Source organism: Agrobacterium sp. ST15.13.015 (assembly GCF_027871645.1).
GTDB classification, from domain to species: domain Bacteria; phylum Pseudomonadota; class Alphaproteobacteria; order Rhizobiales; family Rhizobiaceae; genus Agrobacterium; species Agrobacterium leguminum.
Genome location: NZ_JAQAHF010000012.1, coordinates 137,622 through 162,261 on the forward strand (window position 1 = coordinate 137,622; position 24,640 = coordinate 162,261).

Here is a 24,640-nt window from a genome sequence, read left to right on the forward strand (position 1 = left end):
CCATGGCTCAAACTGTCATCCTCCATGGCAAATCGCAACGTGAGTTTGCGAAGCGCCTCATCGACCTTGCTCCGGCTGACGCAGTTGTAAGGGTCACCGAGGCAAAGCGTACGCTGGACCAAAATTCCAAGCTCTGGGCGATGCTTTCCGATGTCAGCCGCGCCAAGCCGAACGGCCGATGCCAGACACCAGAGGTATGGAAAGCGCTGTTCATGCACGCTTGCGGCCACTCGGTTCAATTCGAGATGGGGCTTAACGGCCAGCCGTTCCCGGTCGGGTTCAGTTCTTCAAAGCTTACAAAGCGCCAGATGGCCGATCTTATCGAGACAATTTACCAGTACGGCGCTGAAAACGGCGTCGTCTGGACTGAACCGGATTCCGAAGCGAGGGCAGCAGCATGACCCGCATTGTCTCAGCATCACCAGAGAAAATCGTCATCGAGTTTGAGAAGCGGCTGGAGCTTCACGACGGTCACAAACTGGTTCGCGTGTCCCTCCCAAACCCGCTCATCTATCAAAGAGCATTGGAGGGGAAATGACCACGATCCACGATCATTTGAAGCGTTATCCCCATGCTCGACCGTCTACGCTGGCATACATCGCCAAGCGAGACGAGACAACGAAGCGTCTCCAGAGAGAGATCAATGCCCGTCTGCCATTCTGGAGGCGGCTGGCCAAATTCATTGCGAGGAAGTCAAATGCCCCGTTCTGAATTTACCCGCAAGACTAAGCTAGAAGCGTTGCAGCGGTCCCGCGACGTCATTTGCCACAACTGCCATATTCCGTTTGACCGGGGTTACGCGATATGTGCGTCGAGAAGCGCCAAGCCGCAGTTTTGCTCCACAGCTTGCAAAGGGGCTGATCGCAAGAAAAAAGCTTTGGCAAATCTCTCGACGCGGTTCTGGGATCGAGTCTGCAAAAAAGGGATCGATGATTGCTGGGAGTGGCAAGGACGAAAGAACGAGCGCGGCTACGGAATGTTCGACAACGGCAATAAGCCTCGCTTGGCATCTCGTTTTTCGTACACCCTCACGAACGGTCATATCGATGGCAATCTGTTTGTTTGCCACAGCTGCGACAACCCCGGTTGCGTGAACCCGAACCATCTCTGGCTAGGGACACACCAGCAGAACATGGACGACGCAGCAGCAAAGAAAAGAATGCGCGGCGGGCACGTCCGAGGCTCAGCGGTCAACACATCACGCCTCAACGCTGACCAGGTATTAGAAATTCGGAATAGCACCGATACCGGTGCGTCATTGGCTGAGAAGTTTTCCGTAAGCACAACAGCAATTTATAAAATACGGCCTTCCCTCATATTGAGTTGCTAAGTCCTCTGTTGGGTTCATGTTCGATGCCCTCACTTTAGGGTGCTAAGCGTCTTGTTCAGGTGGTAGTTCGCCCGGTCCGAGTAGTGGATCAAAGCTCGGAGCGGACCGGGCGAACGGGCTATGGAGTCACGTCGATGAATGCGGCAATCAGTTCCGCGGCGACTTGCGGGACGATGGCGTTCCCGAGGGGGCCAAGTTCGTCCAGAGTTCCGGAAACCCCATCAGCCACGCGACCCACGGCGGGTTCGGAATGCCACCAAGAATTGTGCTCAGCGACGTTCCGCCCTGTGCGAACTTCGCTTTCCGGTAACCTCTTTCGCTGGCCAGCGGCGTGGGAAACAAACCAGAGTCTCCGTCTCTCTTGTGGCGACCCAACAGACAAAGCTCGGATATTTGCCGCCCTGCAGGCGTAACCTGACGTTTCCAGATCGTTGGCCACTTCGTCCCACCAGCCACGTCCAGCCGCTGTCGCAACCTGCTCTCCCATGATGACAGCAGGTCGTCTTTGCTGGATGAGGGAGAACCAGCTTGGCCAAAGGTGCTTGTCGCTATCGAAGCCCTCCGAGCGGCCAACCCTGGACCACGGCTGGCAGGGGCAAGAACCTGTCCAAAGAGGTCTTTCATCGGGCCATCCTGCCATTCTTGCAGCGAGGCTCCATCCGCCGATCCCGGCGAAGAAATGGCACTGCTCATAACCTTTGAGGTCGTCTGCGTCGACATCCACTATGCTCCTTTCGTCCACGTCTCCTGGCACAATGTGGCCAGCCGCTATGATGTTGCGGAGCCACTGCGCCGCATATGGGTCTATCTCGTTATAGTAGGCCCTGGCCAAGAATCGCGCCTCCAATTAGATATCTGATTGGCACTTTAGTAGATATCTGATAAAAGTCCATATCTGATATCTAAAAAGGTGGCCTTTGACTCTAAATCTGATATCTCCTATGAAGACGTCTGTGGGACGCAAGAAAACAAACTTCGAGCAGATGCCCGCTCGTTTCCCTGATGGGACGTTCGAGCGCATCGATGCTGTCTTAGAACCGGACGAAAACCGGACTGACTTCCTGCGCCACGCCGTGGAGCGGGAGATAAAGCGACGTGAGAAGACCAAGAAGACGCAAGGCGAATGAGCGCGAATTCCAACCCAACTGGTTGAGGCTCGACGGCCTCCGGGCGTTTGGCGACGGAACCGTCGAGATGCACCGCGGCCATAGGGAATTTCAAATCCCTGTGGCAACGTATCCGGAGACAGAAATCCCTGAGGCCGTCTGCTGTCTGGCTGGGGTCTACAAACGCAACGGCAGTCCTGCGGTCCGCTATCGCGATAGGCGCATCGAGCCAATGCCGACTATCCTCATGGTGCACAAGCAGAAGTTCAAGTGCCTGAGCTGCGGCAGCATCATGTTCGAGCCGCTGCCCGATCTCGATGAGAATTGGTACATCACCCATCGCTTCAAGCACGAACTGGCAATGGCCTCGATCAAACGTACCTTCAAGGATGCTGCCACAAGGAACGGCGTGGATGATACCTACGTCGAGCGCATCTTTGACGAATACGCTGCGGAAAAACTGAAGGACTACCAGGTCGATCTCCCGCGCATTCTCGGCATGGACGAAAACCACATTCTGGGCGGGATGCGGTTCATCTGCGCCAATATCGAGACGGGCCAAATTCTGGAAATCCTGCCGAGCCGAAAGGAGAGCGAGGTCAGAGACTTCATGCTCGAACAGCACTACAAGTTCTCCGTTGAAATCGTCGTTCATGACATGTGGCGGAGCTACCGAAACATCTCTCGTGAGTTGTTCCCAAAAGCCCTGAACATCATCGATAAGTTCCACGTCGTGAGGATGGCCAACGACGGCATGAACGAGGCCAGGAAGTGGTATCAGTCCAAGTTGGAGAATGAGGAACGCAAGGCGCTGAAGAACAGGCACCTGATGTTCCTCGCCCGATGGGATAAGGCCAAGCCAGAGACACAGGACGTTCTGGACGAGATCATGAAGGAGCACCCGTTCCTGTACGACGCGTACTTGTGGAAGGAGCGTTTCTACATGATCTACGAAGAGCCGACCCGCCGCGGGGCTGAGAAGGCGTACGACTATTGGGCCCGGACCATGCCCGATCACATCCGCCCGTTCTTCAAGAAACAAACGACGGCGGTGGGGAACTGGGGCAAGGAGATTTTCAACTATTTCGAGCATCGCGTCACGAACAACATGGTCGAGAACCTGAACGGTCGTATCAACGCCATCAATCAACTGGCGAAGGGGATGAAGTTCCATCGGTTCCGGGCAAAGGCCCTGTTGAGGTACGGGAACATCGTCCCGCTGGCCGATATCGCTGAGTTCTCCGGGGAGCCGGACAACGACACGATGATCAGCTACGGATTTGACTTAGCAACCTTGGAGCAGGATTTGCGCAGGGGTAAGTTCTGACCCTTTAGCAACCTCATTTGAGGGATCGCCTAAAATACGCAGAGGTGAAAACTGGGGGTGGCTCAATGGCACGAACTGAATTCACCAGAGCCACGAAGAGGTTGGCGCTTGAGCGATCAGGCCAACGATGTGAAGCGTCCGGACCTCGGTATGGTTTCGAGGAAGGGCAGCGCTGCAACAGCGATTTGTCTCTTGGCGTCATCTTTGATCATGATGTTCCAGACCAGTTGGGAGGCGATAACTCCCTAGACAATTGTCGACCGATTTGCGTGACTTGCAACAAATTCAAGACACGCAATGACATCCGCCAAATCAGGAAATCCGACCGGCAGCGTGACAAAGCGTCTGGCGTCATCCGGCCGGCTGGCAAGATTAAATCCCCCGGCTTTCCAAAGATCGAAAAGCCCAAAAAGGCCGTCGTCTACCGGCCCGTAACGTTCTATCGCGAGGATATGCCATGACCGCATTGGAAGAGATCAAGAAGGCGTTGGAAGGCGTCGGTTCGCTGAAAGTGGAATTCACGCCTGATTGCGATGAGTCCAATTCGATTATCGCGCCAATCAACGACGATTACGACGGCACGTTCTTCACCGTCATCGGCTGTGGCGACAAGCAGGATAAACTTGGCGGGTTCATGGCTGTGGCCGTCAACGCCCTGCCGGAACTCGTCTCCACCCTCGAAAGCTTGCAGCGCGAGAACAAGCGCATAACAGCGCTGGTGTCCAGTTCCGAAGCTGAACGGGTTCGCTCATGCTCCGAACTCTTGTTGCGCGCCGAGGCAGCAGAGGCCGAGGTGAAGCGGCTGCGTTCGGTGCTTCAGCCAATGGCCGAGGTAGCTGGTGACGTATCGGAATCGTGGCCCGATGACGCCCAAGTCGTAACAGAAATCGGGCACTTCCGCCGCGCCCGCACAGCCCTCGCCAGCACAGGAGGGAAGTCATGATCAGGCTCATTGTCCGCATAGATGACGCCGCTATGGCTGCACACGTCGGCGGTTCTCCGCAGACCACGTATCGCACGTTCGATATTGAGCATCCCGAAATCGAAGCGCTTCTAACCGGCGGCGGCAGTAACTCTCAAAACGAGTTCAGCTATCGGACCCTTGCTGGAGCGGAAGTCATAGCCAGCACAGGAGGAGAACACCATGGTAACTGATGAGATGCTGAAGCGGGCCATCGAGGCTTATGCGAAGGAAACGGGCGCAGAAGACTGGCAGCTTGACGGCTGGATCAATTCGGCAATCCGTGCCGCCCTCGAAGCCGCCCTGTCCGCTGCGGAGCCGGTTGCAAGGCAGTATCGCGCGGGAAGCCCGGAAGGGGAAACCAGTTGGCGCATGGTTGACGATGAGCACTATGCGGGATGGGAGGCGATGAAGAAGCGTTTCCCTGACAGCGTCACGTTACAATATCGTGACCTCTACGCCGCCGCCACTCCCGCCCTCTCCGCACAGGTGCAGGACGTGGCGGAAGGTTGGCACGTGGCGTCAAATAGCAGTTCTGTTCTCATCTACAGCTTAAAGCAGGACGGATGGCGTAAAGGCGAGCCGGTGATGGTGAACGACATCATGATCCGCGTTGAAAACGCTAATAGGTCTTCTAACGAATTGCAGCCAATTGTTGACGCGATTATGCGTGCTCTCCCCGCAGCACCCGCAAAGCAGGAGGGCTGAGGCATGAGCGATTTACAAACGAGAGAGCAGATGTTGATTGACGCCGCCAAGAAGCGCGTTGAGGCAATGACGCCGGTTGAACGTGAGGAAATGTGGCGCAAACAGCGCGAGAGCTTTGTGCGCTCGATGACGACGCCTTGCGAACACGGTGAACTTGACTTCGAGCAGTGCGCAAAATGCAGGCAGGAGGCCGGCCATGACTGATATCGAGCAAAAGTGCCAAGTCGCCTTGCAGGCCTTAAGCGATTGGGCTGTCACCTATGCCCCGGATATGTGTGATCCTGACACGGTGGCTGAGGCTAAGGAGCGTATCCTCGAACATGGCACGCTAGCATATATCGCCAACGCCACAGATCAGCTTCACGCTGCCATCCTCGCCGTCTCCGAAGCAGATCAGCGCGAGAGGGAGGTAAGGGCGAAGCTGCAAGCAATGCATCGCCGTGCGCAGATCGCAGAAGGCGCGTTCCGTGGCGTGATGAACGTTATCGACCTGTGGGAGCCGACCCTTAGATTTCACAAGCTCTCCACGCACGACATCGTCATGCGATCGATCAAACGAGATTTCGAGCGCGCCGTCAAAAAGGCTAGCGCCCTGCAATCGGAGGAGCGGTGATGGCCCAGCACCTGCCATACATTTTCCGATGGGATCGACAAGGCCGCAAAGGCCAGCCCTGCGATGTCCTGATCCGCACCAAGGTCATGAATAGCTGCCTCGTCCGGTTCGGCGACGGCTACACTATGGTCACAAGCCGCAATGCGCTCATGAAGAACCGAGCGACGCTTGAAAGGAGCGAGGGACCGCCCTGTGGAAACAATGTGGACAAAGGCCCATGAGCAGAGCCCGCACTTACACAAAGTCCGAAATTGCGGATGCTGCATCGGCCGCAGCCATGCACAACGTCCGGGTAATCATGCACCCATCGGGTGAGATCGAGTTCGCCCCAAAAAGCTTTGCGGCAAAAAAGCGTGAAGACAACACCGCCGAAGCGGCTTTGAGGGAATGGCAAAATGAAAGGGAAGCTGGTGGGCGTGCATGAGGTCAAATCGAAACTGGCCGACGGCAGCACGGTGACCTACTATTATGCGTGGCGCGGGAAAGGTGCGCCGCGCATCATGTCAAAGCCTGGCACGAAGGCCTTTACCCACGAATACATCCGGTTGACCAAAGATAGACCGGTGTTTGCGGTGCAGGGGACGATCAGTTCTCTGATTGAAGATTTCCGCGGAACCGCAAAATACAAGGCCCTCGCGCCGTCTACCCGCAAAGACTACGAACGCATGTTCGGCGTCATCAAGGTGAAATTCGACACATTTCCTATTTCGGCCATAGAGGCCCGTGGAAGCCGAAAGGTGTTTCTGGAGTGGCGAGACACCATGAATGATGCCCCACGTTCTGCTGACATGCATCTGGGGCTTTTGGCGCGTGTATTCGCTTGGGCGAAAGACAACGAGACGATCCTGCGCAATCCATTGGAGCGCGTCGAGCATCTCCACGAAGGCACGCGAAGGGATTCCGTGTGGACAATGGATCAGATCAATACCGTTCTGACCAAAGCCTCACCCCACATCAGGAATGTGGCATCCATCGCGCTTTGGACCATGCAGCGGCAGGCGGATATTCTTTCCATGCCGATGGTCGCTTTCGACGGCGAGCGTGTTTCAATCAAGCAGGGGAAGACAGGCGCGCGCGTGCGCATCACAGCCGCCCCTGCAATCCTGCCGATATTGCAGGACGCCAAAGACAGCGGCCGACAGCGCGTGCTGGTGAACTCTTTCGGCCAGAACTGGACGGCCAGCGGCTTCAAGTCATCCTGGCGCAAAGAGATGGCGCGACTGAAGATCAAGGGCGTGACGTTCCACGACTTGCGCGGCACAGCCATAACATATGCCTATGCTCACCTTGACCGATCACATGAGGAGAAAATCCAGCTGATCGCGGAGATTTCCGGACATTCCAGAGAAGATGCAGAGGGGATTATTCGGCGTCATTATCTGGCAGGACAGGAGGTCATTGACGCCATCAAGAAGGGAACGCGCTAGCAACAAAATGTAAAACGCGCGGTATGCTGTAAAATGGATGTTTTTGAAATTTCGCGTAAATAATTGTTTTTAAAGCGAAATACTGGTGCCCCCGGCAGGGTTCGAACCCGCGACCCCCTGATTACAAATCAGGTGCTCTACCAACTGAGCTACAAGGGCAAGCCAGTGCCTTGCCAACTATCAGATTCTGACTTGGTGTAAAGTAAAAACTAACGCCGTGGCATCGACAGACCGCTTTTCCACACCGTCGCCGGCCCGACTGTCCTCATGATCGCAATTGTAGCAGAAGGCCCGGAAAATAAGCGAAGTATTTACGCAGCACCACTAGAATGGCGATGAAACATAACCATTCCAGTGAGAACAACGCATCATATGCGCGCGAGCATACAGAAAATCCAGCTGACGGGCACGATCATCATCGCCGTAAGCTCCATCCTGCTGGCAACCCTTGCCGCGCTGCCCAGCGTCTATAATTATCTGCGCTATCGCACCAATGCCGCGCAGCTCAGCCGCTTTGAAACCGCTCTCCAGTCCGCATGGCTGGTGTCGGCCGAGCGAGGCCCCGCCAATAATTTGATGGGTGCATCCGTGCCGGATGCAAGGCTGACAGAAGGGCTTGCCGCCGCGCGCAAGGCAACGGACGACAAGCTGTCGGAGCTGGAGAAATCCTTCGCCAACGATATCAGAACACAGCCTGAACTGGCGAAGTCGCTTGCTGATACCCGCCAGAAGCTCGAGCAATCGCGAGAGCTGGTGGATCAGGTTGCCGCGCTCCCCCCTGACGCGCGTCACCACGGCGCGATGTCCAATGCGATTGCATCGATGTTCAAGGCGGCGGACAGCGTCAATCTGCTGCGCGGCAGGGCCGCACGCGCCATCATCAAGGTGACGCCCGACGTGGCGATCGACATCGCCATGACGGGTACGGCGGGCGTGATGCGCGACCGCATCGGCCGCCTCGGTTCCTATGTCATCATGAGTCTCAAGGCGAACAGGCAGGAAAAGCTCGGTTATCGCGCCAAGTTCGATACCGAGATGCAGAGCCTGCTGTCGCTGAAAGCATCGCTGACCAATTATACCGCCGCCTATCTCTCGACGCCGCGACTGGACGGCGCATTGCGCGATCTTGAAACCCAATATTTCGGTCAGGCTTTACGTTACGCGCAGAACACGATCGTGATGGCGGTGCCATCCGCCCAGCCAAGCGCGCTTGAATTCTCCAGAAACTATATTGCAGGCATGCGGTCGTCCGACACCCTGCGCGACCTTATTCTGTCCGAAACGCGCGCGCGGATCGAAAAGAAAAAGCAGGAGGCCCTGATCTATGGCGGCACCTCGCTCTTTCTCGCCGGCATCGCTGTGCTGGTGCTGTTGCGGCTGACATCGGTTTACAAAACCGCGCTGTTCCGTCCCATGCAATCCGTCCAGACGCAGATCGCCGCCATCGCCGGCGGTGATCTTTCCGAGGGCCGTCATGAGGACAGGGTTGCGCCGGAAGTGAAGAAGATGTTCGAGGAACTGGATTTCCTGCGCGAACAGCTTCGCCAGAAGGGCGAAATGGAAAACCAGCAGCGTGCGCTGGCCGAGCAGCTGCGCACCCTTTCCGAAACCGACGCACTGACGGGCGTCTTCAACCGCCGCGCACTCGAAAAGGCGGTTCGCTCCATATTGACGGGCGAGGAGCAATGTCAGTCGCTCGGCGTGATGATTGTCGATATCGACCATTTCAAATCGATCAACGACCGTTACGGCCATGCCATGGGTGACATCGCGCTTCAGAAGACCGCTGGCCTGTTGCGCAGCGCATTGCGCAAGAACGACATTCTTGCCCGATACGGCGGTGAGGAATTCGTCGTCGTGCTGCAGGATGTCAGCCACGCCACGGCGACGGCCACGGCCGACCGCCTTCGCCGCCTGATCGAAGCCCAGACCATCGATGAGCAAAGCGGCCTGTCGCTGACGGCAAGTTTCGGCGTGGTCTGGCAGGAAGCGCGTGCGATCAACAGCTGGGACGAGTTGATCGCCATCGCCGACGACCGGCTTTACGAAGCCAAGCGTGCGGGCCGCAACCGGGTCTGGGCAACCTATTTCCCAAAGGTCGCGAACGGCTAAGAACATCACCGGCGGCGGACTTCGCTTCGACTAGATCAAATCCAGTGTCACGACCACGGGGCAATGATCGGAAGCCTTCGGACGATCCCAGCCGGTGCGGGGATAACGTTCGACCTCCTGCCCCGGCGGGAATATCGTCCGGAAAGGTTGCCCATTGCGAATGATTTCGGGAACATGCGTGGCGTTCGTCTCCGCCAGACGCGGGGACAGCCAGATATAGTCGAGCTGGCACAGATGCTGCTCCTGCGGCCCGCGTGAATGGTAAAGCGTCCAGCGATCCATGACGTCACGGCGCATCATCGGATTGACCACGAAACCATCGGCCGAGAGGATATCGAGCGCGCTGCGCTCCTCCTCGACGGGCGCGAAGCTGTAACCGCTGCGCCTGTCGCCGGAAATCGCGACACGCTCCTGATAATCATTCAGATCGCCGCAGATGGCGAAATTCTTGTTGCGGGTATTGCCCACACCCCAGCGGTTTTCAATGATACGGCGCACGGCCATGGCCTCCGCCTCGCGGATCGGCATGGTGGCGATGCGGGCGTCAACCGCGTCGCGGGCATTGGTCATGGATTTGAAATGCGTGACGTAAAGCGTCAGCGGCTTGCCGCCGATCCTCAGATCGATTTCCAGGCAATCCCGTTTGAAAATCTTGTCGTCGATCTGGTTTGTGGCGGCAAGCGCGGGATTGAAGAGATCGAGATTGCGATAGGTCAGCGCCGCATGGCTCTTGATGTCGACCACCTCGATCCTGTCGCCGTCCCGCGTCTCCTCGCGCATGACGACGGCGACATCGATGCCGCGGCTGTCATTGCCCTCGACCAGATATTTCTGCAGGTAGCCATTGCCGACCATGCGATAGAGATAGCCATATTCGAAGGCCTGCAGCGCGGCCATGTTGTCCACTTCCTGCAGGCAGAGAATATCGGCATCCGCATCGGCGATGGCGAGTGCCGAAAGCTGGCGCGTGTCGTCGGTGGAAGAGACCATCCGCGCGCTTTCCAGCGCCTGATAGGTCGCCTCGTCGCGAATATCGAAAAGCTGGATCGCCCTGTCGCGCCGCGTCTGGTTGCGAAAGCCGGTGAAATCGAAACGGGTGAGGAGATTTTCGATATTGAAGGTGGCAAGCCGAAGCGACATGAATCAATCCTATTGCTACAGGGAAAGCTTAGCCGGTGTCGCTCCGCCTCGCCAGTAGCCAGGGCAACGTCCTTCACCCGCCCTTGTTCCTGTGCATGGCACAGGAAGCCAGTCACCCCATGTCCTTGGGCTGAAAGGACTCTTTTCGCCGCGCAGACGCGCGTCGGCTGGATCCCTGTGACAAGCACAGGGATGAGGGAAGTAGAATTATCGCACTAAAGCCGCCACGCCGCGCGAATGACCACCGGCAGACGGTCTCCGACTGCAACCGCTTCGCGCGAATAGGCTCTGAGCGCCTGCCCATCCGGCAGGTCGAGACGCAGGGCATAACGCTCGCCCTCGTAGAGAACCGAGGTGACGGTGCAGGCGATGCCCTCTGCATCCCGCACCACATCCTGTGGCCGCACAAGAATATCCGCGTGCGGGGATTGCCCGCCGCTCTCCATCGCTGCCCTAAGCACCGACCAGTCGAGATCGCGCGAAGTCCCTTCGGGCGCCGGCAAGGTCACGATCGCCCCCTGCCCCACCAGCGAGCCGACCAGCCTGCCTTCGGGCCGCGCATAAAGCTCCGCCGGTGGCGCGACCTGCAACAGCCTGCCCTGCGACATCACGGCGACATCGGTTGCCAGCGCCATGGCTTCCGCCTGATCGTGGGTGACATAGATCATCGTCGCACCGGAGCGGATGTGGAACTCGCGGAATGTCTCCTCCATCTCCTGCCTGAGATGCCGGTCGAGATTGGCGAGCGGCTCATCGAGCAGCACCACGTCAGGCTCGGTAACGAGGCAGCGCGCGAGCGCCACGCGCTGCCGCTGGCCACCGGACAATTCGGCGGGACGGCGATCGGCGAAGCTCTCGAGGCGGACGGCGGCCAGCGCCTGGCGCACCTTCTCACGATATTTCTCGCCGGAAATACCGCGCACCTTCAAGGGATAACCGGCATTGTCGGCAACCGACATATGCGGCCACAGCGCATAGGACTGGAACACCATCGCCATGTTGCGCCGCTCCGGCGGCACCATGCTGCCGGCATCGGCCAGCACCCGCTCGCCGAGCAGGATGGAACCGTCGGTCGGCTGTTCGAAACCGGCGATCATGCGAAGCACCGTCGTCTTGCCGCAGCCGGAAGGCCCGAGAAGAGCGAGAAAACCGCCGTCACGCACCGTCAGCGACACATCGTCCACGGCTGGTTTCGAACCGGCACCGAAACTTTTCGACAGGCGGTTGAGGATCAGTTTCGCCAAGGGACCACTCCTTTCGGCAGATAGCGCCCCAGAATTTCCAGCAGAGCCATGAGGAAAATCACCATGATGACGACCAGCACCGAAAGTGCCGAGGCAAGATCGAAGCTGCCGCTGTCATCGAGATTGTAGATGAGCACGCCCAGCGTCTGGGTGCCGGCCGACCACAACAGCGCCGAGACCGTCAACTCGTTGCAGGCGATGAGGAAAACGAGGATAACCGATGCCCCCGCCGCAGGCCCGACCAGCGGCAGGATGATATCCTTTAGCCGCCGCCAGAAACCGGCGCCGGAGAGCCTTGCTGCCTCTTCCAGCGACGGATCGAATTGCAGGAAGGCGCTGACCATGGGTTTCAGGCTGACGGCGAAGAAGGAGGAGAAATAGGCGAGCAGAATGATCCAGATCGTGCCGTAAAGCGTGATGCCGACAAGCGGGATGGGGGCCGCGAAAAGCAGCACGAAGGAGACGGAAATCACCACCCCCGGCAACGCATAGGGAATATCCACCAGCGCCGACAGGAGGAACATGAAACGGCTCTTGCCGCGCACCAGAAAATAGGCCGTCAGCACCGTCACCGCCAGCAAGCAAAGCGAGGTGGCGGTCGCCAGAAACAACGAGTTGCGGAAGGCGGTACGCGTCACGCTCTGGCGGTAAAGCAATTCCTCATAGGCATGCAGCGTCGCTGTCTTGAGGCTGAGCGGCACGCCATAGGCAGGCGCAAGCGAGCTTGCCACCAGTGCCGTCAGCGGCGCCACCAGCATGAAGAACAGCACGAGCCACAGGGCAAGCTCCGCCGGCACCCGCCACAGCCCAAGCCGGAATGTCGCCGCCTTGCCGGAAAGACCGATGATGCGATAGTCCCTGCCCTTCATCGCCCGTTCCTGAAGCGCAAGCCCGGCGACGGAGATGATTGCGATCATGGTGGAGAGGATGGCAATATCGCCGAATGTGCTGGTGCCGAAACTGGCAAAACGGCTGTAGATCAGCGTCGGCAGGGTAAAGATCGAGGCGGGGATGCCGAGGATCGCCGGAATGCCGAAATTGCCCACACTGGAGACGAAGGAAATTGCCGCCCCGGCGATCAATCCCGGCGTCGACAGCGGCAGGATGATATCGAACAGCACCCGGCGCGGCGAAGCACCGGACAGCTTCGCAGCCTCGATGCCGTCCTGCGGCAAAGCGAGCAGACCGGCCCGCAGCGACAGATAGACGAGCGGCGCGTGCTGCACACCGAGCAGCAGCGCGATACCCGCTATCGAATAAAGCGGCTGCGGCGATCCCATCGGCGGCGCAAGGCCAATAGCCTTCAACAGCGTGCTCGAAGGACCAGTCATGCCGATCCACGACAGCGCCGTCACCTGCGGCGGTATCATCATCGGCAGCATGAACAGGAAGCTTAGGATCGACTTGCCGCGAATATCGCAAAGCGTCAGCGAAAGCGCGAAGGCACCGCCGATGCCGAGCGAAATCAGCATGCCGAAAAACGAGGTGGAGAGCGTGTTCAGCGCCGCATCCCAAAGGGCCGGATCGGCGAGAAGTCGCCATATGTCACCGTTAAGTGACGAGATGACGCCGGTATAGGCGAGCCGCCCGAGCGGCAGGGCGCTGAGCGCAAAAACAACGCTGACCACAAAAGGAAACAGCCAGCGCGGCTGGCTGCTTCCATAGGCATTGGAACGGGTCATTCCGCTATATCAGCCCTTGGAGCCGAAAATATCGGAGAAAGTCTTCAGGTCCTGCTCGGAATTCTTCAGCGCATCGGCAGCGTTGAGCGGCAGAACCTTGATCTTGTCGCGAGCCGGGAAACCTTCCGGCATGCCGGCATCAGCACGAACCGGGATGTAACCGAGCTTGACGAAGCCCTGCTGGCCCTTTTCGGACAGCACGTAATCGACGAACTTCTTGGCGGCTTCCTCGTGCTTGGTGCCCTTGATGATCGCGACCGGCTCGGTGACGGCCGAAACACCCTCTTCCGGGAAAACGAACTCGACCGGCGCGCCCTTGGCCTTTTCGCGGATCGGCATGTAATCGACGACCACGCCATAGGCCTTTTCGCCCGACGCGACAGACTTCAGAACCGCACCGTTGCCGCCGCCGGCAATGGCTTCATTGGCCTTCAGCTGCTTGTAATAATCCCAGCCGAGGCCGTTTGCGGCGGCAAGCGTCTGAGCATGGATCAGCGCCGCACCCGAGGTCAGTGGGCTTGGCATGGTGACCAGACCCTTGGCTTCCGCCTTGGCCAGATCCTTCCAGCTCGTCGGCTTCATTGCGGCGGCAGTGTTATACATGATGCCGGTGGTGATGAGCTTGGTGGAGTAATAGAAGCCGTCCGCATCGTAGAGCGAGGCATCGATGTTCTTGGCTTCCGCGGACTTGTGGGCGAGAAGCTGGCCAGCCTGCTTCATGCGCTCCAGCGTCACGGTGTCGGCGATCAGCAGCACGTCGGCAACCGGATTGCCGGCGCTGATCTCGGCCATCAGCTTGGCCATGATCTTCGGCGTTCCGTCACGCACCCATTCCACCTCGAGACCGGGATTGGCGGCCTTGAAACCATCAACGGTCGCCTGCGCGTCCTCGTTGGGCTGGCTGGTGTAAAGCACCAGATCGGCAGCATTGGCGGCGGTGGCGATGAAGCCGAGCGATACGATGGCGGTGAAAGCGGAGAGCAGCGTTTTCATGGGTCCAGTCCCTGTTGTTTGGTGGGACCGCTAAAACATGATTGCATAACATGTATGTGACAGGCAGGATTTTTGGGGTGTGATCGCTCCAACGTTGAGAGCAACGGGGCGGAAGAACGCAAGTTCTCTTAGAGGCTGGGGCTACCCCCCTCTGCCCTGCCGGGCATCTCCCCCTCAAGGGGGGAGATCGGCAAGAGGCGCTGACAGCACTTCATTTTCAACTTTTGCGACAGGCGATACCTTAGCCGCGAGTCGATCTCCCCCCTTGAGGGGGAGATGTCCGGCAGGACAGAGGGGGGTGAAGCCACAGCCTCCACCGCTGCCGAGAACCGCCGCCCTCAAATCGCCGGCAGCGCCTCACCCGTTTCCGCCTGCGCCGTCGCGATCAACCGGCCAAGCCGCTTCATGCCTTCCTCGATCATCGCCTCATTGGCGCAGGAGAAGCTGATGCGCAGCGTATTCGTGCCGGAGCCATCCGCGAAGAAGGCGCGGCCGGGAACGAAAGCGACCTTTTCCGTGGCGATGGATTTCGCCAGCAGCGCCGCGCCATCCATACCTTCCGGCAGAGTCACCCAGATAAACATCCCGCCTTCCGGCTTCGTCCAGCGCGTGCCCTTCGGCATATATTTGTCGAGCGCGGCCAGCATCGCGTCACGGCGGGCGCTATAGGCGGCTTTAATCTTGGCAACCTGTTTGTCGAAACCGCGCGAGGCGACACGTTCGATGGCGATCTGGTTGATGGTGGAGGAATGAAGGTCGGCGGCCTGCTTCATCAGCACCAGCTTGCGAATAACCGGTGCGGAAGCGACGATGTAACCGACGCGAAGGCCCGGTGCGAGCGTCTTCGAAAAGCTGCCGCAATAGATGGTGCGGGTGTTCTCAATGCCGCCCGAGCGGGCGATGTCGAGCGCCATGATCGGCGGAACAGCCTCGCCATCGTAACGCAGCGACTGATAGGCGGCGTCTTCGATCACGGCGATATCCAGCTCATCGGCCAGCGCCAGAACCTTTTCGCGGCCGGCCAGATCGACGGTTTCGCCGGTCGGGTTGGAGAAGTCGGCCGAGAGATAAGCGAACTTCACCGCGCCACCGAGCTTGGCGGCGGTTTCGCGGTAAGCCTCGGGCGTACGGTTGCCGCCGGGGTTCAGCTGGTCGTAATTCGGCTCATAGGCGTTGAAGGCGGAAAGCGCGCCGAGATAGGTCGGCCAGGTGACCAGCGCCGTATCCTTAGGCGACAGGAACAGCTTGCCGAGATAATCGAGACCCTGCTGCGAACCGGAAACGATGAAGACGTTGTCGGCAGTGCAGTCGATGCCGATCTCGGCCATTTCGCCCGCCAGCCATTCGCGCAGCGGCTTGTAACCTTCGCTCACCGAATATTGCAGCGCCGAGTTTACCTGCGAACCCGAAAAAATTTCCGCATAAGCCTGCTGGAACTCCTCTGCGGGGAAAAGAGCCGGGTCCGGAATACCGCCGGCAAAGGAGATGATATCGGGCTGCTCGAGCAGCTTCAGCAACTCACGGATTTCAGACGCTTTCATGCGCGAAGAGCGCGTGGCGAAAATTTGTTCCCAATTGAGCATGGGTACGTTTCCTCTTGTGTCGTTTTTATGCGTGCATCTTTACAGAAATGTCGATACGTCAGCAATACTGACTTATCAGTTTTTCGAATTATTTCTGCCTCCCCGCACCTTGCCCGCAACCGACCTGCCTTAAGACCCGATTTTGCGGACAAAGCCAAATACACCCTTGCGCAAAGCTTCACAATCACACCTTTGCGATTGACGCGGCATGGTTTTCCGGCTGGATTGCGCGCGCGCCGCAACACGGCGAAAGCATCATGGGAGTTTGACGACATGCTGAAAAATATCGACCCGGCGCTGAATGCCGATGTCCTGCACGCGCTGCGCGCCATGGGGCATGGCGATACGCTGGTGATCTCCGACACCAACTTCCCCTCCGATTCGGTTGCCCGCCACACGACTGTCGGCAAGGTGCTGCATATCGACAACGTCTCCGCAGCCCGCGCCATGAAGGCGATCCTGTCCGTCCTGCCGCTCGACACGCCGCTGCAGCCTTCCGTCGGCCGCATGGAAGTGATGGGCGCGCCGGATCAGCTGGAGCCCGTACAGGTGGAAGTGCAGAAGGAAATCGACGCGGCGGAGGAAAAATCCGCGCCCATGTATGGCATCGAGCGCTTCGCCTTCTACGAACAGGCAAAAAAAGCCTATTGCGTCATCACCACGGGCGAAACCCGGTTTTATGGCTGCTTCCTTCTGACGAAGGGTGTCATCCCGCCGGCGAAGTAAGGCCAAAAACGGGAAAATTGCGCCGGCCGCCCACCTTCATGACAATTTCAAGTTGTTATGGCAAAAACTTCCACTAGGCTTGAAAAACCAACCGGAGGTGTGCGGATCATGACCCAATATGTCCTGGCGTTCTGGAATGTCGAAAACCTGTTTGCGCCGGAGGGTTATCCGGCGCGCGAGCCGTGGATTGCCGAGCGGCTGAAGAACGATCTGAAAGGCTGGACCGAGGACCTGTTCAAAACCAAGGTCAAACAGCTCGGTCTGATCATAAGCCAGATCGGCGGCGCGGGACCGGATCTGCTCGGTGTCTGCGAAGTCGAGAACCGTTTCGTTCTGGAGACGCTGGCGGAACATCTGAACGACCTCATGCCCGCGCGCTCCTACCGGGTCGTGCATGCCGATTCCAGCAAGGACCAGCGCGGCATCGATACCGCCTTCATCTATGACAGCAAAAAGCTGCTGATCAACGAGAACGAGATTTTCAGCCATTTCGTGATGCGCCGCACCGGCACACGCGACATTACCCAATGCACCTTCATCACCAAGGGCGGCCGCCAGCTTATCGCGCTCTCCAATCACTGGCCGTCGCGCTCTGGCGGCGCGGTGGAAAGCGCCGGTTTTCGCATGACCGCCGGTGAGACGCTAGGCTATTGGCATCAGCGCATCAGGGAAGAAAAAGGAAACGACATCGCTGTCATCGCCTTCGGCGACTTCAATGACGATCCTTCCGATGCCTCGCTGCGCTACCACGCCAATTCCACCCGCGAGCGGGACGATGTCGAAAACTCGCAATCGGCCATGTTCTACAATCTCACCTGGAATTACCTGCGCCAGCCGGCGGTCGATTCCGTCGGCACGGCAAGAACCATCTATGGCACGCTCTATTTCAACGGCGATGCCAATATCTTCGATCAGATCCTCGTTTCCAGATCGCTTCTGACCGGTAGCAGCGGCTTCAAGGCGCGCGAAGAGACGGCAAAAATCGAAGCCATTGCCGCCATGGTCAGCCACAGCAAGAATGAGGGGCCCATCCGCTTCGGCCTGTCGAAGGGCGATGCGGTCAAAAACGTCAATCTCGGTGGGTTCTCCGATCACTTCCCTGTTTCGGTGGTTATCGAGGAAGACGATACCATCGTGTGAGCACGGACCACGCAAAAAAGGCCGGAGCTTTCGCCCCGGCCTTCATATCTTCCACCAAACAATAAAGCTTAGTTGACGGCCTTGTCGACCAGCTTGTTCTTGCCGATCCAGGGCATCATGCCGCGCAGCTTGGCGCCGACTTCTTCGATCTGGTGGGCGTCGTTGTTGCGACGAATGCCCTTGAAGCGTGCGCCGCCGGCCTTCCATTCCTGCATCCACTCGGAGGTGAACTTGCCAGTCTGGATGTCGTGCAGAACGCGCTTCATTTCAGCCTTGGTGTCGGCGGTGATGATGCGCGGGCCGGTGACGTATTCGCCCCACTCGGCCGTGTTGGAGATCGAGTAGTTCATGTTGGCGATGCCGCCTTCATAGATCAGGTCGACGATCAGCTTCACTTCGTGCAGGCACTCGAAATAGGCCATTTCCGGTGCGTAACCGGCTTCGACCAGCGTTTCGAAACCGGCGCGGATCAGTTCAACGAGACCGCCGCACAGAACGACCTGTTCGCCGAAGAGGTCGGTTTCGCACTCTTCCTTGAAGTTGGTTTCGATGATGCCCGAACGGCCGCCGCCAACGCCGCAGGCGTAGGAAAGAGCGAGTTCAAGCGCATTGCCCGAAGCGTTCTGGTGAACGGCAACGAGGCAGGGAACGCCGCCGCCCTTCTGGTATTCGCCGCGAACCGTGTGGCCGGGGCCCTTCGGCGCGATCATGACGACGTCGAGCGATGCCTTCGGCTCGATGAGGCCGAAGTGAACGTTGAGGCCGTGTGCGAAAGCGATTGCTGCGCCATCACGAATGTTGCCGGCGATGTCGGCCTTGTAGATGTCGGCCTGGAGCTCGTCCGGCGTCGCCATCATCAGCAGGTCGCCCCACTTGGCGGCTTCGGCAACGGTCATGACCTTGAAGCCGTCGGCTTCGGCCTTCTTGACGGTCGGCGAACCGGCCTTCAGGGCGATGACGACGTTCTTGGCGCCGGAATCCTTGAGGTTCAGCGCATGGGCGCGGCCCTGGGAGCCGTAACCGACGATGACGACATTCTTGGACTTGATGAGATTGAGATCGGCATCACGATCATAATAAACGCGCATTTTATGGTCCTTCCCTAATGCTTGTCTCTCAGTTGTCTGAACCGGAATCTCAGGCGGGTTTGCCGCTGAGTTCCGAATGTACCTTTTCCGTGCCGTAGAGGGTCAGAAAGGCGACCACCGCCTTCTTCGCCCGGGCGGAAAAATCCTTGTCCGGCGCCTCGCCCAGCAGCATGCGCACATGCAGATCCGAAACGATGAGGCCGTAAAAACTGCGATATGCCTCCTCGGCATCATCGAAACGCAGATAGCCGGAACGGCGACCTGCCTCGATCAGCCCACGGGCGCGGCGGTCGATCTGGCGACGGCCGCGTTCCAGCAGCAGATCGCCGAGCTTCGAGCCGTCGCGGCTCGCCTGCCCTATCGCCAGACGGTTGAGCGCCAGCGACACATCGCCCGCCAGCACATCCAGCAGATCATGCGCGAAAACCTCGAGGTGATCGGCAAGCTGCGGTGCGGAGACGCGGTCACCTGCCTTTTCGAAGGTGCGGACCTTGCTCTGCTGAAAGGTGATCATCGCCGCCAGCAGGCCGTCCCGGTCGCCGAACCACTTGTACAGGCTTTCCTTGGAACAGTTGGCGGCACGCGCCAGCCCCGATGTGGTGAGCGCTTTCTCGCCGCCCTCGACCAATAGACGCAATGCCTGGTCCAGAACGGCGTTCTGGCGCGGCGAAAACTCCTGCGCTGTGATCGGGTCGGAAGCCAAGTCTTTTCCACTCCAGGGGCTCGATTAATGTACCGTACGGTACGGTTCGAGCGCCATTTAAGCGGAGGCTGCGTTGGGGTCAAGCGGATTCTTCAGGGGAGGATGAGAATTGACGCGGTGCGGCGGAGTATCACGGCAAGCTTGAGGTGAACCTCTAGGAGGTTTTGCGTTGGTAGCGGACCGAAGGTGCGTGGAGCCTTACCCCCCTCTGTCCTGCCGGACATCTCCCCCTCAAGGGGGGGAGATCGGCAAGGGTCCCTTTTGTCGCTTCATTCCAAGCTTCGAGATGGGCGAGACCTTGCCGCAGATCGATCTCCCCCCTTGAGGGGGAGATGCCCGGCAGGGCAGAGGGGGGTAACGCCGCGCTCCTCAGGCAATGGAAAACCTTCCCAAAGAACCAATCTACCCAGCCGCGCTGATCTCCCGCGAGGCGTCGATATCCCGTGACGGCGACAATCCGTAGAAACGGCTATATTCACGACTGAACTGCGACGGGCTCTGATAACCGACACGGTGGCCGGCGGTGCCTGCATCCAGCCGCTCCAGCAGCATCAGCCGCCGCGCCTCATGCAACCGCAGCTGCTTCTGGTACTGAACCGGCGTCATGGCCGTGATCGTCTTGAAATGATGGTGGAAGGACGAGACGCTCATGCCGATATGATCGGCCAGATCCTCGATACGCAGCTGGCGTGCGAAATTCTCGCGCAGCCAGGCGATGGCGCGGGCGATGCGGTTGCCATGGCTGCCGGCCGCGATGATGTTCATAAGCTGCCCGCCCGCCGGTCCGGTCAGAATGCGATAGAGGATTTCCTGCTCGATCAGCGGCGCCATGGCGGCAATGTCTGCCGGACGGTCGAGCAGGCGCAACAGGCGGATAGCCGCATCAAGAAGTTCCGGCGTGGCCGTATTGACGACGATGCCGCGCTGCGCATTCGCCGGCTCCGCAGGCGGATCGATAGGTACACGCCGCATGAGATCGAGCAGCTTTTCGCTGTCGATAGCAAGCGAAATGCAGAAATGCGGCACCTCCCTGCTCGCCTCCACCACCCGCCATGCAACCGGCAGATCAAGCGAGGTCAGGAGATAATCCCCCGCCCCATAATTGATGGTGTCCGTCCCCAGTTGCACGCATTTCGCGCCCTGGATAACCATCGCGAGACAAGGACGATAGCTGCCGTGGCATGGGGCGCTCGGCGTCGTGCGCCTGCTGATGCCGAGGGAGTCGATTGCCGTCTGCACCTCGCCGTCCTGGGTAGCATGCCGCGCGGCAATGGAGGCGATCTCCTGATAGACATTGAACGGCAAGGACATAGGGGAAATCCCGTAACTGAAGGAAGAGATGCGTCGGATGTCTTTTATCTAGAAAGCCGCGCGGCCCGCGCAAAGAGTGCGCCACCATATTTTTGCAGGATCGTGCAAAAAGCTCGGAGGATCGCTCTAACGCCGCCCCGCGCTTCCATCGCATATTCCGTCGTCCCCAACTCCCGAAAGGATATTCAGATGGCTATTGCTAGAGGTTACGCTGCGACAGATGCGTCGAAGCCGCTTACCCCGTTCACCTTCGAACGCCGCGAGCCGAACGATGACGACGTCGTCATCGATATCAAATATGCCGGTATCTGCCATTCCGACATTCATACCGTCCGCAACGAATGGAAGAACGCCGTCTACCCGATCGTTCCGGGCCATGAGATCGCCGGCGTCGTGAAAGCCGTCGGTTCCAAGGTCACGAAGTTCAAGGTCGGAGACCATGTCGGCGTCGGCTGCTTTGTCGATTCCTGCGTCGGCTGCGCCACCCGCGATCTCGACAATGAACAGTACATGCCGGGTCTCGTGCAGACCTATAACTCCGTCGAACGCGACGGCAAGACCGCCACGCAGGGCGGATATTCCGACCATATCGTCGTGCGGGAAGATTACGTCCTCTCCATTCCGGAAAACCTGCCGCTCGACGCCTCCGCTCCCCTGCTCTGCGCTGGTATCACGCTTTATTCGCCGCTTCAGCACTGGAATGCCGGCCCGGGCAAGAAGGTGGCTATCGTCGGCATGGGCGGTCTTGGCCATATGGGCGTGAAGATCGGTTCAGCCATGGGCGCGGATATCACCGTGCTTTCGCAGACACTCTCCAAGAAGGAAGACGGCCTTAAGCTTGGCGCGAAGGAATATTATGCCACCAGCGACGCCTCGACCTTCGAAAAGCTCGCCGGCACATTCGACCTGATCCTCTGCACCGTTTCGGCGGAAATCGACTGGAATGCCTATCTCGGCCTGCTGAAGGTCAACGGCACCATGGTGCTTCTCGGTGTGCCTGAACATGCGATCCCCGTGCACGCCTTCTCGGTCATCCCCGGCCGCCGTTCTCTGGCTGGCTCTATGATCGGCTCTATCAAGGAAACCCAGGAGATGCTGGATTTCTGCGGCAAGCACGACATCGTGTCCGAAATCGAAAAGATCGACATCAAGGACGTCAACGAGGCTTATGAGCGCGTGCTGAAGAGCGACGTACGTTACCGCTTCGTCATCGACATGGCGTCGCTCGACGCTTGATGCGTCCGGAAACGGCGAAACAGGGAACGGCGGGAAGCAATGCTTCCCGCCGTTTCTTTGTCGCTTGCCTCACGCCTCGTCCTTCAGCGTCTCTTTCTGGGTGATCAGCCGCGCGCTGTGCTGGCCACTCAGGTAAATCCACAGCCAGCTCCACGCCACGGCAAGTCGCGAACGCGTTCCGATCAGGAAGTAGATATGGGCAAGCCCCCATATCCACCATGCCAGCACGCCCTTGAGCTTGAACCTGCCGAAATCGATCACCGCCGCGCGTTTGCCGATGGTCGCCAGATTGCCCTGATGACTGTAGCGGAACGGCGATGGTGACGGCTGGCCAGCCAGCCGCGCCTTGATGACTTTCGCGACATAGGCGCCCTGCTGCTTTGCCGCCGGCGCGATGCCCGGCACCGGCTTGCCGTTTTCCTGATTGACGGCGGCCGTATCGCCGATGACGAAGATATTCGGATCGTCTTCCAGATTGAGATGAGGTCCGACGATGGCCCGCCCTGCCCGGTCGGCGGCGGCGTTGAGCCATTTCGCGGCGGGCGACGCCTGCACGCCGGCGGCCCAGACCACGGTGCGGCAGGGATAATAGGTCTCGCCCACCGTCACGCCCTCATCGCTGCACGCCGTCACCGGCGTACCGAGCAGAACCTCGACACCAAGTTTTTCGAGGGCTTCCTTCGCATAGGCCGAAAGATCTTCCGTGAAGACCGGCAGAACGCGAGGGCCAGCCTCGACGAGCAATACCCGGGTCTTTCTGGTATCCACATTGCGGAATTCCGCCGGCAGCGCCTTATGGGCCAGTTCGGCGATCATGCCCGCCATTTCCACGCCCGTCGGGCCTGCGCCGATGATAACGAAGGTCAGCAGCGCCTGCCGTTCTTCTTCACTGGTGGCGAGTTCGGCCCGCTCGAAAGCCAGAAGCAGGCGGCGGCGGATTGTCGTTGCATCTTCGAGCGTCTTGAGACCGGGGGCGGAGCGCTCCCACTCGTCGCGGCCGAAATAGGCGTGGCGGGCGCCGGTAGCCAGCACCAGCGTATCGAAGCCGATCACCTGACCCGAACTTAAATGCACGGTCCGCGCCGCCCGGTCCACGCCGGTTACCTCCGCAAGCAGGGTCGTGACCTCCTTGCGGTCGCGGTAGAGATGGCGGATCGGCCAGGCAATTTCGGATGTCGCGAGAGCCGTCGTCGCAACCTGATAAAGCAATGGCTGGAACAGGTGGTGATTGCGACGATCTATCAATGTGATGCGGACAGGGGCCCCCTCCAGCCCGTGTACCAGTTGCAAACCGCCGAAGCCTCCACCCACGACGACAACATGATGTTCTTGCATATGTCTTCTGCCTTCATAAGCTCGCGCACGGAGCATGCGCAGCCAAAGCATAGGCGAAAAAATTGACTTTGGTTATGAAATAGCCTGACCGCAGGCGTGACAAAAACGCCGGACTGTTTCAGCCATGCCATATTCAAGCGCATCCGCCGTCAGCCCGTGGCCGATGGAAACCTCGGCCAGATAAGGGATACGTTTCATCAGCTTGGGCAGGTTTGCGACAGTGAGGTCATGGCCGGCATTGACGGCAAGCCCGAGCGCTCTGGCATGATCCGCCGTCTGCCCGAGCTTTTCGAGAAGCGCCTCACCCTTTTGCGGATCGTCAAAACAGCCGCCATAAGGTCCGGTGTAAAGTTCGATACGCGCCGCACCCGTCTCGGCGGCCAGTTCCACCGGCTCGCGTTCGCCATCGCCATCGGCAAAAAGCGAGACGCGCATGCCGCCGGCCTTCAAGCGCCCCACCACGTCTTTCAGGAAAACGCCGTGTTTGCGGAAATCCCAGCCGTGGTCGGAGGTTGCCTGCGAGGGATCGTCGGGCACCAGCGTCACCTGCTCCGGTTGGGTCTTCTCGCAAAGAACGAGGAAATCCTCCGTCGGATAGCCTTCGATGTTGAATTCCGTGTCAGGGAAACTGTCGTCGATCAGGGCGCGCAGCACCGGCAGATCGGAAAAGCGGATATGGCGCTGATCCGGCCGCGGGTGTACAGTCAGCCCGCTTGCCCCCGCCGCCAGTGCAATATGCCCGAAATGCGCGACATCCGGCCATGGAAGATCGCGGCGGTTGCGTAACATGGCAATTGCGTTCAGATTGACAGAAAGTTTTGCGGGCATGGCATAGGGGCTCCGGTTCGGAATTGACATCCTGTTTCACGCAGGTT

Annotated in this window: 28 protein-coding genes and 1 tRNA gene; 17 read left to right on the top strand and 12 right to left on the bottom strand. The window is 59.0% G+C overall.

Annotation, left to right across the window (positions count from 1 at the left end; translation table 11 throughout):
• Positions 1–2: 2 nt before the first annotated feature.
• The 3 genes from PIB16_RS19315 to PIB16_RS19325 all read left to right on the top strand — a co-directional run bounded on the left by PIB16_RS19315 (position 3) and on the right by PIB16_RS19325 (position 1,330).
• A complete protein-coding gene (locus tag PIB16_RS19315; RefSeq protein ID WP_271046232.1) occupies positions 3–401 on the top strand; it encodes a recombination protein NinB in 399 nt (132 codons plus the stop codon).
• Entirely contained in the window at positions 398–538 is a 141-nt protein-coding gene (locus PIB16_RS19320) for a hypothetical protein (RefSeq protein WP_174039446.1), read from the top strand. Before PIB16_RS19315 ends, PIB16_RS19320 begins: the two co-directional genes overlap by 4 nt.
• Positions 539–697: 159 nt before the next feature.
• A complete protein-coding gene (locus tag PIB16_RS19325; RefSeq protein WP_271046233.1) occupies positions 698–1,330 on the top strand; it encodes an HNH endonuclease signature motif containing protein in 633 nt (210 codons plus the stop codon).
• A 118-nt stretch (positions 1,331–1,448) separates the two neighbouring features.
• On the opposite strand, the gene PIB16_RS19330 is transcribed toward PIB16_RS19325, so the two are convergent.
• Entirely contained in the window at positions 1,449–1,970 is a 522-nt protein-coding gene (locus PIB16_RS19330; protein ID WP_271046254.1) for a DNA cytosine methyltransferase, read from the bottom strand.
• A 313-nt stretch (positions 1,971–2,283) separates the two neighbouring features.
• On the opposite strand from PIB16_RS19330, the gene PIB16_RS19335 reads away from it, so the two are divergent.
• The 10 genes from PIB16_RS19335 to PIB16_RS19380 all read left to right on the top strand — a co-directional run bounded on the left by PIB16_RS19335 (position 2,284) and on the right by PIB16_RS19380 (position 7,472).
• Complete coding sequence (locus PIB16_RS19335; protein ID WP_271046234.1) at positions 2,284–2,457, top strand: YlcI/YnfO family protein; 174 nt, start codon at positions 2,284–2,286, stop codon at positions 2,455–2,457.
• Positions 2,426–3,763 carry an ISL3 family transposase gene (locus tag PIB16_RS19340; RefSeq protein ID WP_271046235.1) on the top strand — a complete coding sequence of 446 codons (1,338 nt, stop codon included), beginning with the start codon at positions 2,426–2,428 and terminating at the stop codon, positions 3,761–3,763. The genes PIB16_RS19335 and PIB16_RS19340 overlap by 32 nt, the downstream gene beginning before the upstream one ends.
• A gap of 65 nt (positions 3,764–3,828) precedes the next feature.
• A complete protein-coding gene (locus PIB16_RS19345; RefSeq protein ID WP_271046236.1) occupies positions 3,829–4,224 on the top strand; it encodes an HNH endonuclease in 396 nt (131 codons plus the stop codon).
• Positions 4,221–4,706, top strand: coding sequence for a hypothetical protein (locus tag PIB16_RS19350; RefSeq protein WP_271046237.1), 486 nt, complete (start codon positions 4,221–4,223; stop codon positions 4,704–4,706). The genes PIB16_RS19345 and PIB16_RS19350 overlap by 4 nt, the downstream gene beginning before the upstream one ends.
• Positions 4,703–4,918, top strand: a complete 216-nt coding sequence (locus PIB16_RS19355; RefSeq protein WP_271046238.1) for a hypothetical protein — start codon at positions 4,703–4,705, stop codon at positions 4,916–4,918. Before PIB16_RS19350 ends, PIB16_RS19355 begins: the two co-directional genes overlap by 4 nt.
• Positions 4,908–5,432: a hypothetical protein gene (locus tag PIB16_RS19360; RefSeq protein WP_271046239.1), complete on the top strand. Its 525-nt coding sequence runs from the start codon at positions 4,908–4,910 to the stop codon at positions 5,430–5,432. The genes PIB16_RS19355 and PIB16_RS19360 overlap by 11 nt, the downstream gene beginning before the upstream one ends.
• 3 nt (positions 5,433–5,435) lie before the next feature.
• A complete protein-coding gene (locus PIB16_RS19365) occupies positions 5,436–5,636 on the top strand; it encodes a hypothetical protein (RefSeq protein ID WP_271046240.1) in 201 nt (66 codons plus the stop codon).
• A complete protein-coding gene (locus tag PIB16_RS19370; RefSeq protein ID WP_271046241.1) occupies positions 5,629–6,045 on the top strand; it encodes a hypothetical protein in 417 nt (138 codons plus the stop codon). The genes PIB16_RS19365 and PIB16_RS19370 overlap by 8 nt, the downstream gene beginning before the upstream one ends.
• 217 nt (positions 6,046–6,262) lie before the next feature.
• Entirely contained in the window at positions 6,263–6,469 is a 207-nt protein-coding gene (locus PIB16_RS19375; RefSeq protein ID WP_111808029.1) for a hypothetical protein, read from the top strand.
• A complete protein-coding gene (locus PIB16_RS19380; RefSeq protein WP_271046242.1) occupies positions 6,441–7,472 on the top strand; it encodes a tyrosine-type recombinase/integrase in 1,032 nt (343 codons plus the stop codon). The genes PIB16_RS19375 and PIB16_RS19380 overlap by 29 nt, the downstream gene beginning before the upstream one ends.
• 83 nt (positions 7,473–7,555) lie before the next feature.
• On the opposite strand, the gene PIB16_RS19385 is transcribed toward PIB16_RS19380, so the two are convergent.
• Positions 7,556–7,631 (bottom strand) — tRNA-Thr (locus tag PIB16_RS19385).
• 213 nt (positions 7,632–7,844) lie between these two features.
• On the opposite strand from PIB16_RS19385, the gene PIB16_RS19390 reads away from it, so the two are divergent.
• Complete coding sequence (locus PIB16_RS19390; RefSeq protein WP_271046243.1) at positions 7,845–9,584, top strand: GGDEF domain-containing protein; 1,740 nt, start codon at positions 7,845–7,847, stop codon at positions 9,582–9,584.
• A gap of 30 nt (positions 9,585–9,614) precedes the next feature.
• On the opposite strand, the gene PIB16_RS19395 is transcribed toward PIB16_RS19390, so the two are convergent.
• The 5 genes from PIB16_RS19395 to PIB16_RS19415 all read right to left on the bottom strand — a co-directional run bounded on the left by PIB16_RS19395 (position 9,615) and on the right by PIB16_RS19415 (position 16,226).
• Positions 9,615–10,724 (bottom strand): endonuclease/exonuclease/phosphatase family protein, encoded by a 1,110-nt coding sequence (locus tag PIB16_RS19395; RefSeq protein ID WP_271046244.1) that lies wholly within the window; start codon positions 10,722–10,724, stop codon positions 9,615–9,617.
• Positions 10,725–10,939: 215 nt separating this feature from the next.
• Positions 10,940–11,968, bottom strand: a complete 1,029-nt coding sequence (locus tag PIB16_RS19400; RefSeq protein WP_271046245.1) for an ABC transporter ATP-binding protein — start codon at positions 11,966–11,968, stop codon at positions 10,940–10,942.
• Positions 11,956–13,650: an ABC transporter permease gene (locus PIB16_RS19405; protein WP_271046246.1), complete on the bottom strand. Its 1,695-nt coding sequence runs from the start codon at positions 13,648–13,650 to the stop codon at positions 11,956–11,958. Before PIB16_RS19405 ends, PIB16_RS19400 begins: the two co-directional genes overlap by 13 nt.
• Positions 13,651–13,659: 9 nt before the next feature.
• Entirely contained in the window at positions 13,660–14,643 is a 984-nt protein-coding gene (locus PIB16_RS19410; protein ID WP_271046247.1) for an ABC transporter substrate-binding protein, read from the bottom strand.
• 338 nt (positions 14,644–14,981) lie between these two features.
• A complete protein-coding gene (locus tag PIB16_RS19415; RefSeq protein ID WP_003522401.1) occupies positions 14,982–16,226 on the bottom strand; it encodes an aminotransferase-like domain-containing protein in 1,245 nt (414 codons plus the stop codon).
• Between the two features lie 273 nt (positions 16,227–16,499).
• Between PIB16_RS19415 and PIB16_RS19420 the strand changes: the two genes are divergently transcribed.
• Both PIB16_RS19420 and PIB16_RS19425 read left to right on the top strand, forming a co-directional pair.
• Positions 16,500–16,952 carry an RbsD/FucU family protein gene (locus tag PIB16_RS19420; RefSeq protein WP_125145620.1) on the top strand — a complete coding sequence of 151 codons (453 nt, stop codon included), beginning with the start codon at positions 16,500–16,502 and terminating at the stop codon, positions 16,950–16,952.
• 108 nt (positions 16,953–17,060) lie between these two features.
• Entirely contained in the window at positions 17,061–18,092 is a 1,032-nt protein-coding gene (locus tag PIB16_RS19425; RefSeq protein WP_271046248.1) for an endonuclease/exonuclease/phosphatase family protein, read from the top strand.
• Positions 18,093–18,160: 68 nt separating this feature from the next.
• Here PIB16_RS19425 and ilvC read toward each other — a convergent pair whose 3' ends face one another.
• From ilvC to PIB16_RS19440, 3 genes are all read right to left on the bottom strand, one after another.
• The gene (gene ilvC, locus PIB16_RS19430; protein WP_046798127.1) at positions 18,161–19,180 is read right to left on the bottom strand and encodes a ketol-acid reductoisomerase; all 1,020 of its coding nucleotides are present in this window, start codon (positions 19,178–19,180) and stop codon (positions 18,161–18,163) included.
• 49 nt (positions 19,181–19,229) lie between these two features.
• Complete coding sequence (locus PIB16_RS19435) at positions 19,230–19,883, bottom strand: TetR/AcrR family transcriptional regulator (protein WP_003507581.1); 654 nt, start codon at positions 19,881–19,883, stop codon at positions 19,230–19,232.
• Between the two features lie 402 nt (positions 19,884–20,285).
• Positions 20,286–21,194, bottom strand: a complete 909-nt coding sequence (locus PIB16_RS19440; protein ID WP_065655857.1) for an AraC family transcriptional regulator — start codon at positions 21,192–21,194, stop codon at positions 20,286–20,288.
• A gap of 189 nt (positions 21,195–21,383) precedes the next feature.
• On the opposite strand from PIB16_RS19440, the gene PIB16_RS19445 reads away from it, so the two are divergent.
• A complete protein-coding gene (locus PIB16_RS19445; RefSeq protein WP_065655856.1) occupies positions 21,384–22,430 on the top strand; it encodes an NAD(P)-dependent alcohol dehydrogenase in 1,047 nt (348 codons plus the stop codon).
• 69 nt (positions 22,431–22,499) lie between these two features.
• On the opposite strand, the gene PIB16_RS19450 is transcribed toward PIB16_RS19445, so the two are convergent.
• Positions 22,500–23,765 carry an NAD(P)/FAD-dependent oxidoreductase gene (locus PIB16_RS19450; RefSeq protein ID WP_271046249.1) on the bottom strand — a complete coding sequence of 422 codons (1,266 nt, stop codon included), beginning with the start codon at positions 23,763–23,765 and terminating at the stop codon, positions 22,500–22,502.
• Between the two features lie 72 nt (positions 23,766–23,837).
• Positions 23,838–24,593: a pyridoxine 5'-phosphate synthase gene (locus PIB16_RS19455; RefSeq protein WP_196378741.1), complete on the bottom strand. Its 756-nt coding sequence runs from the start codon at positions 24,591–24,593 to the stop codon at positions 23,838–23,840.
• Positions 24,594–24,640 lie beyond the last annotated feature (47 nt).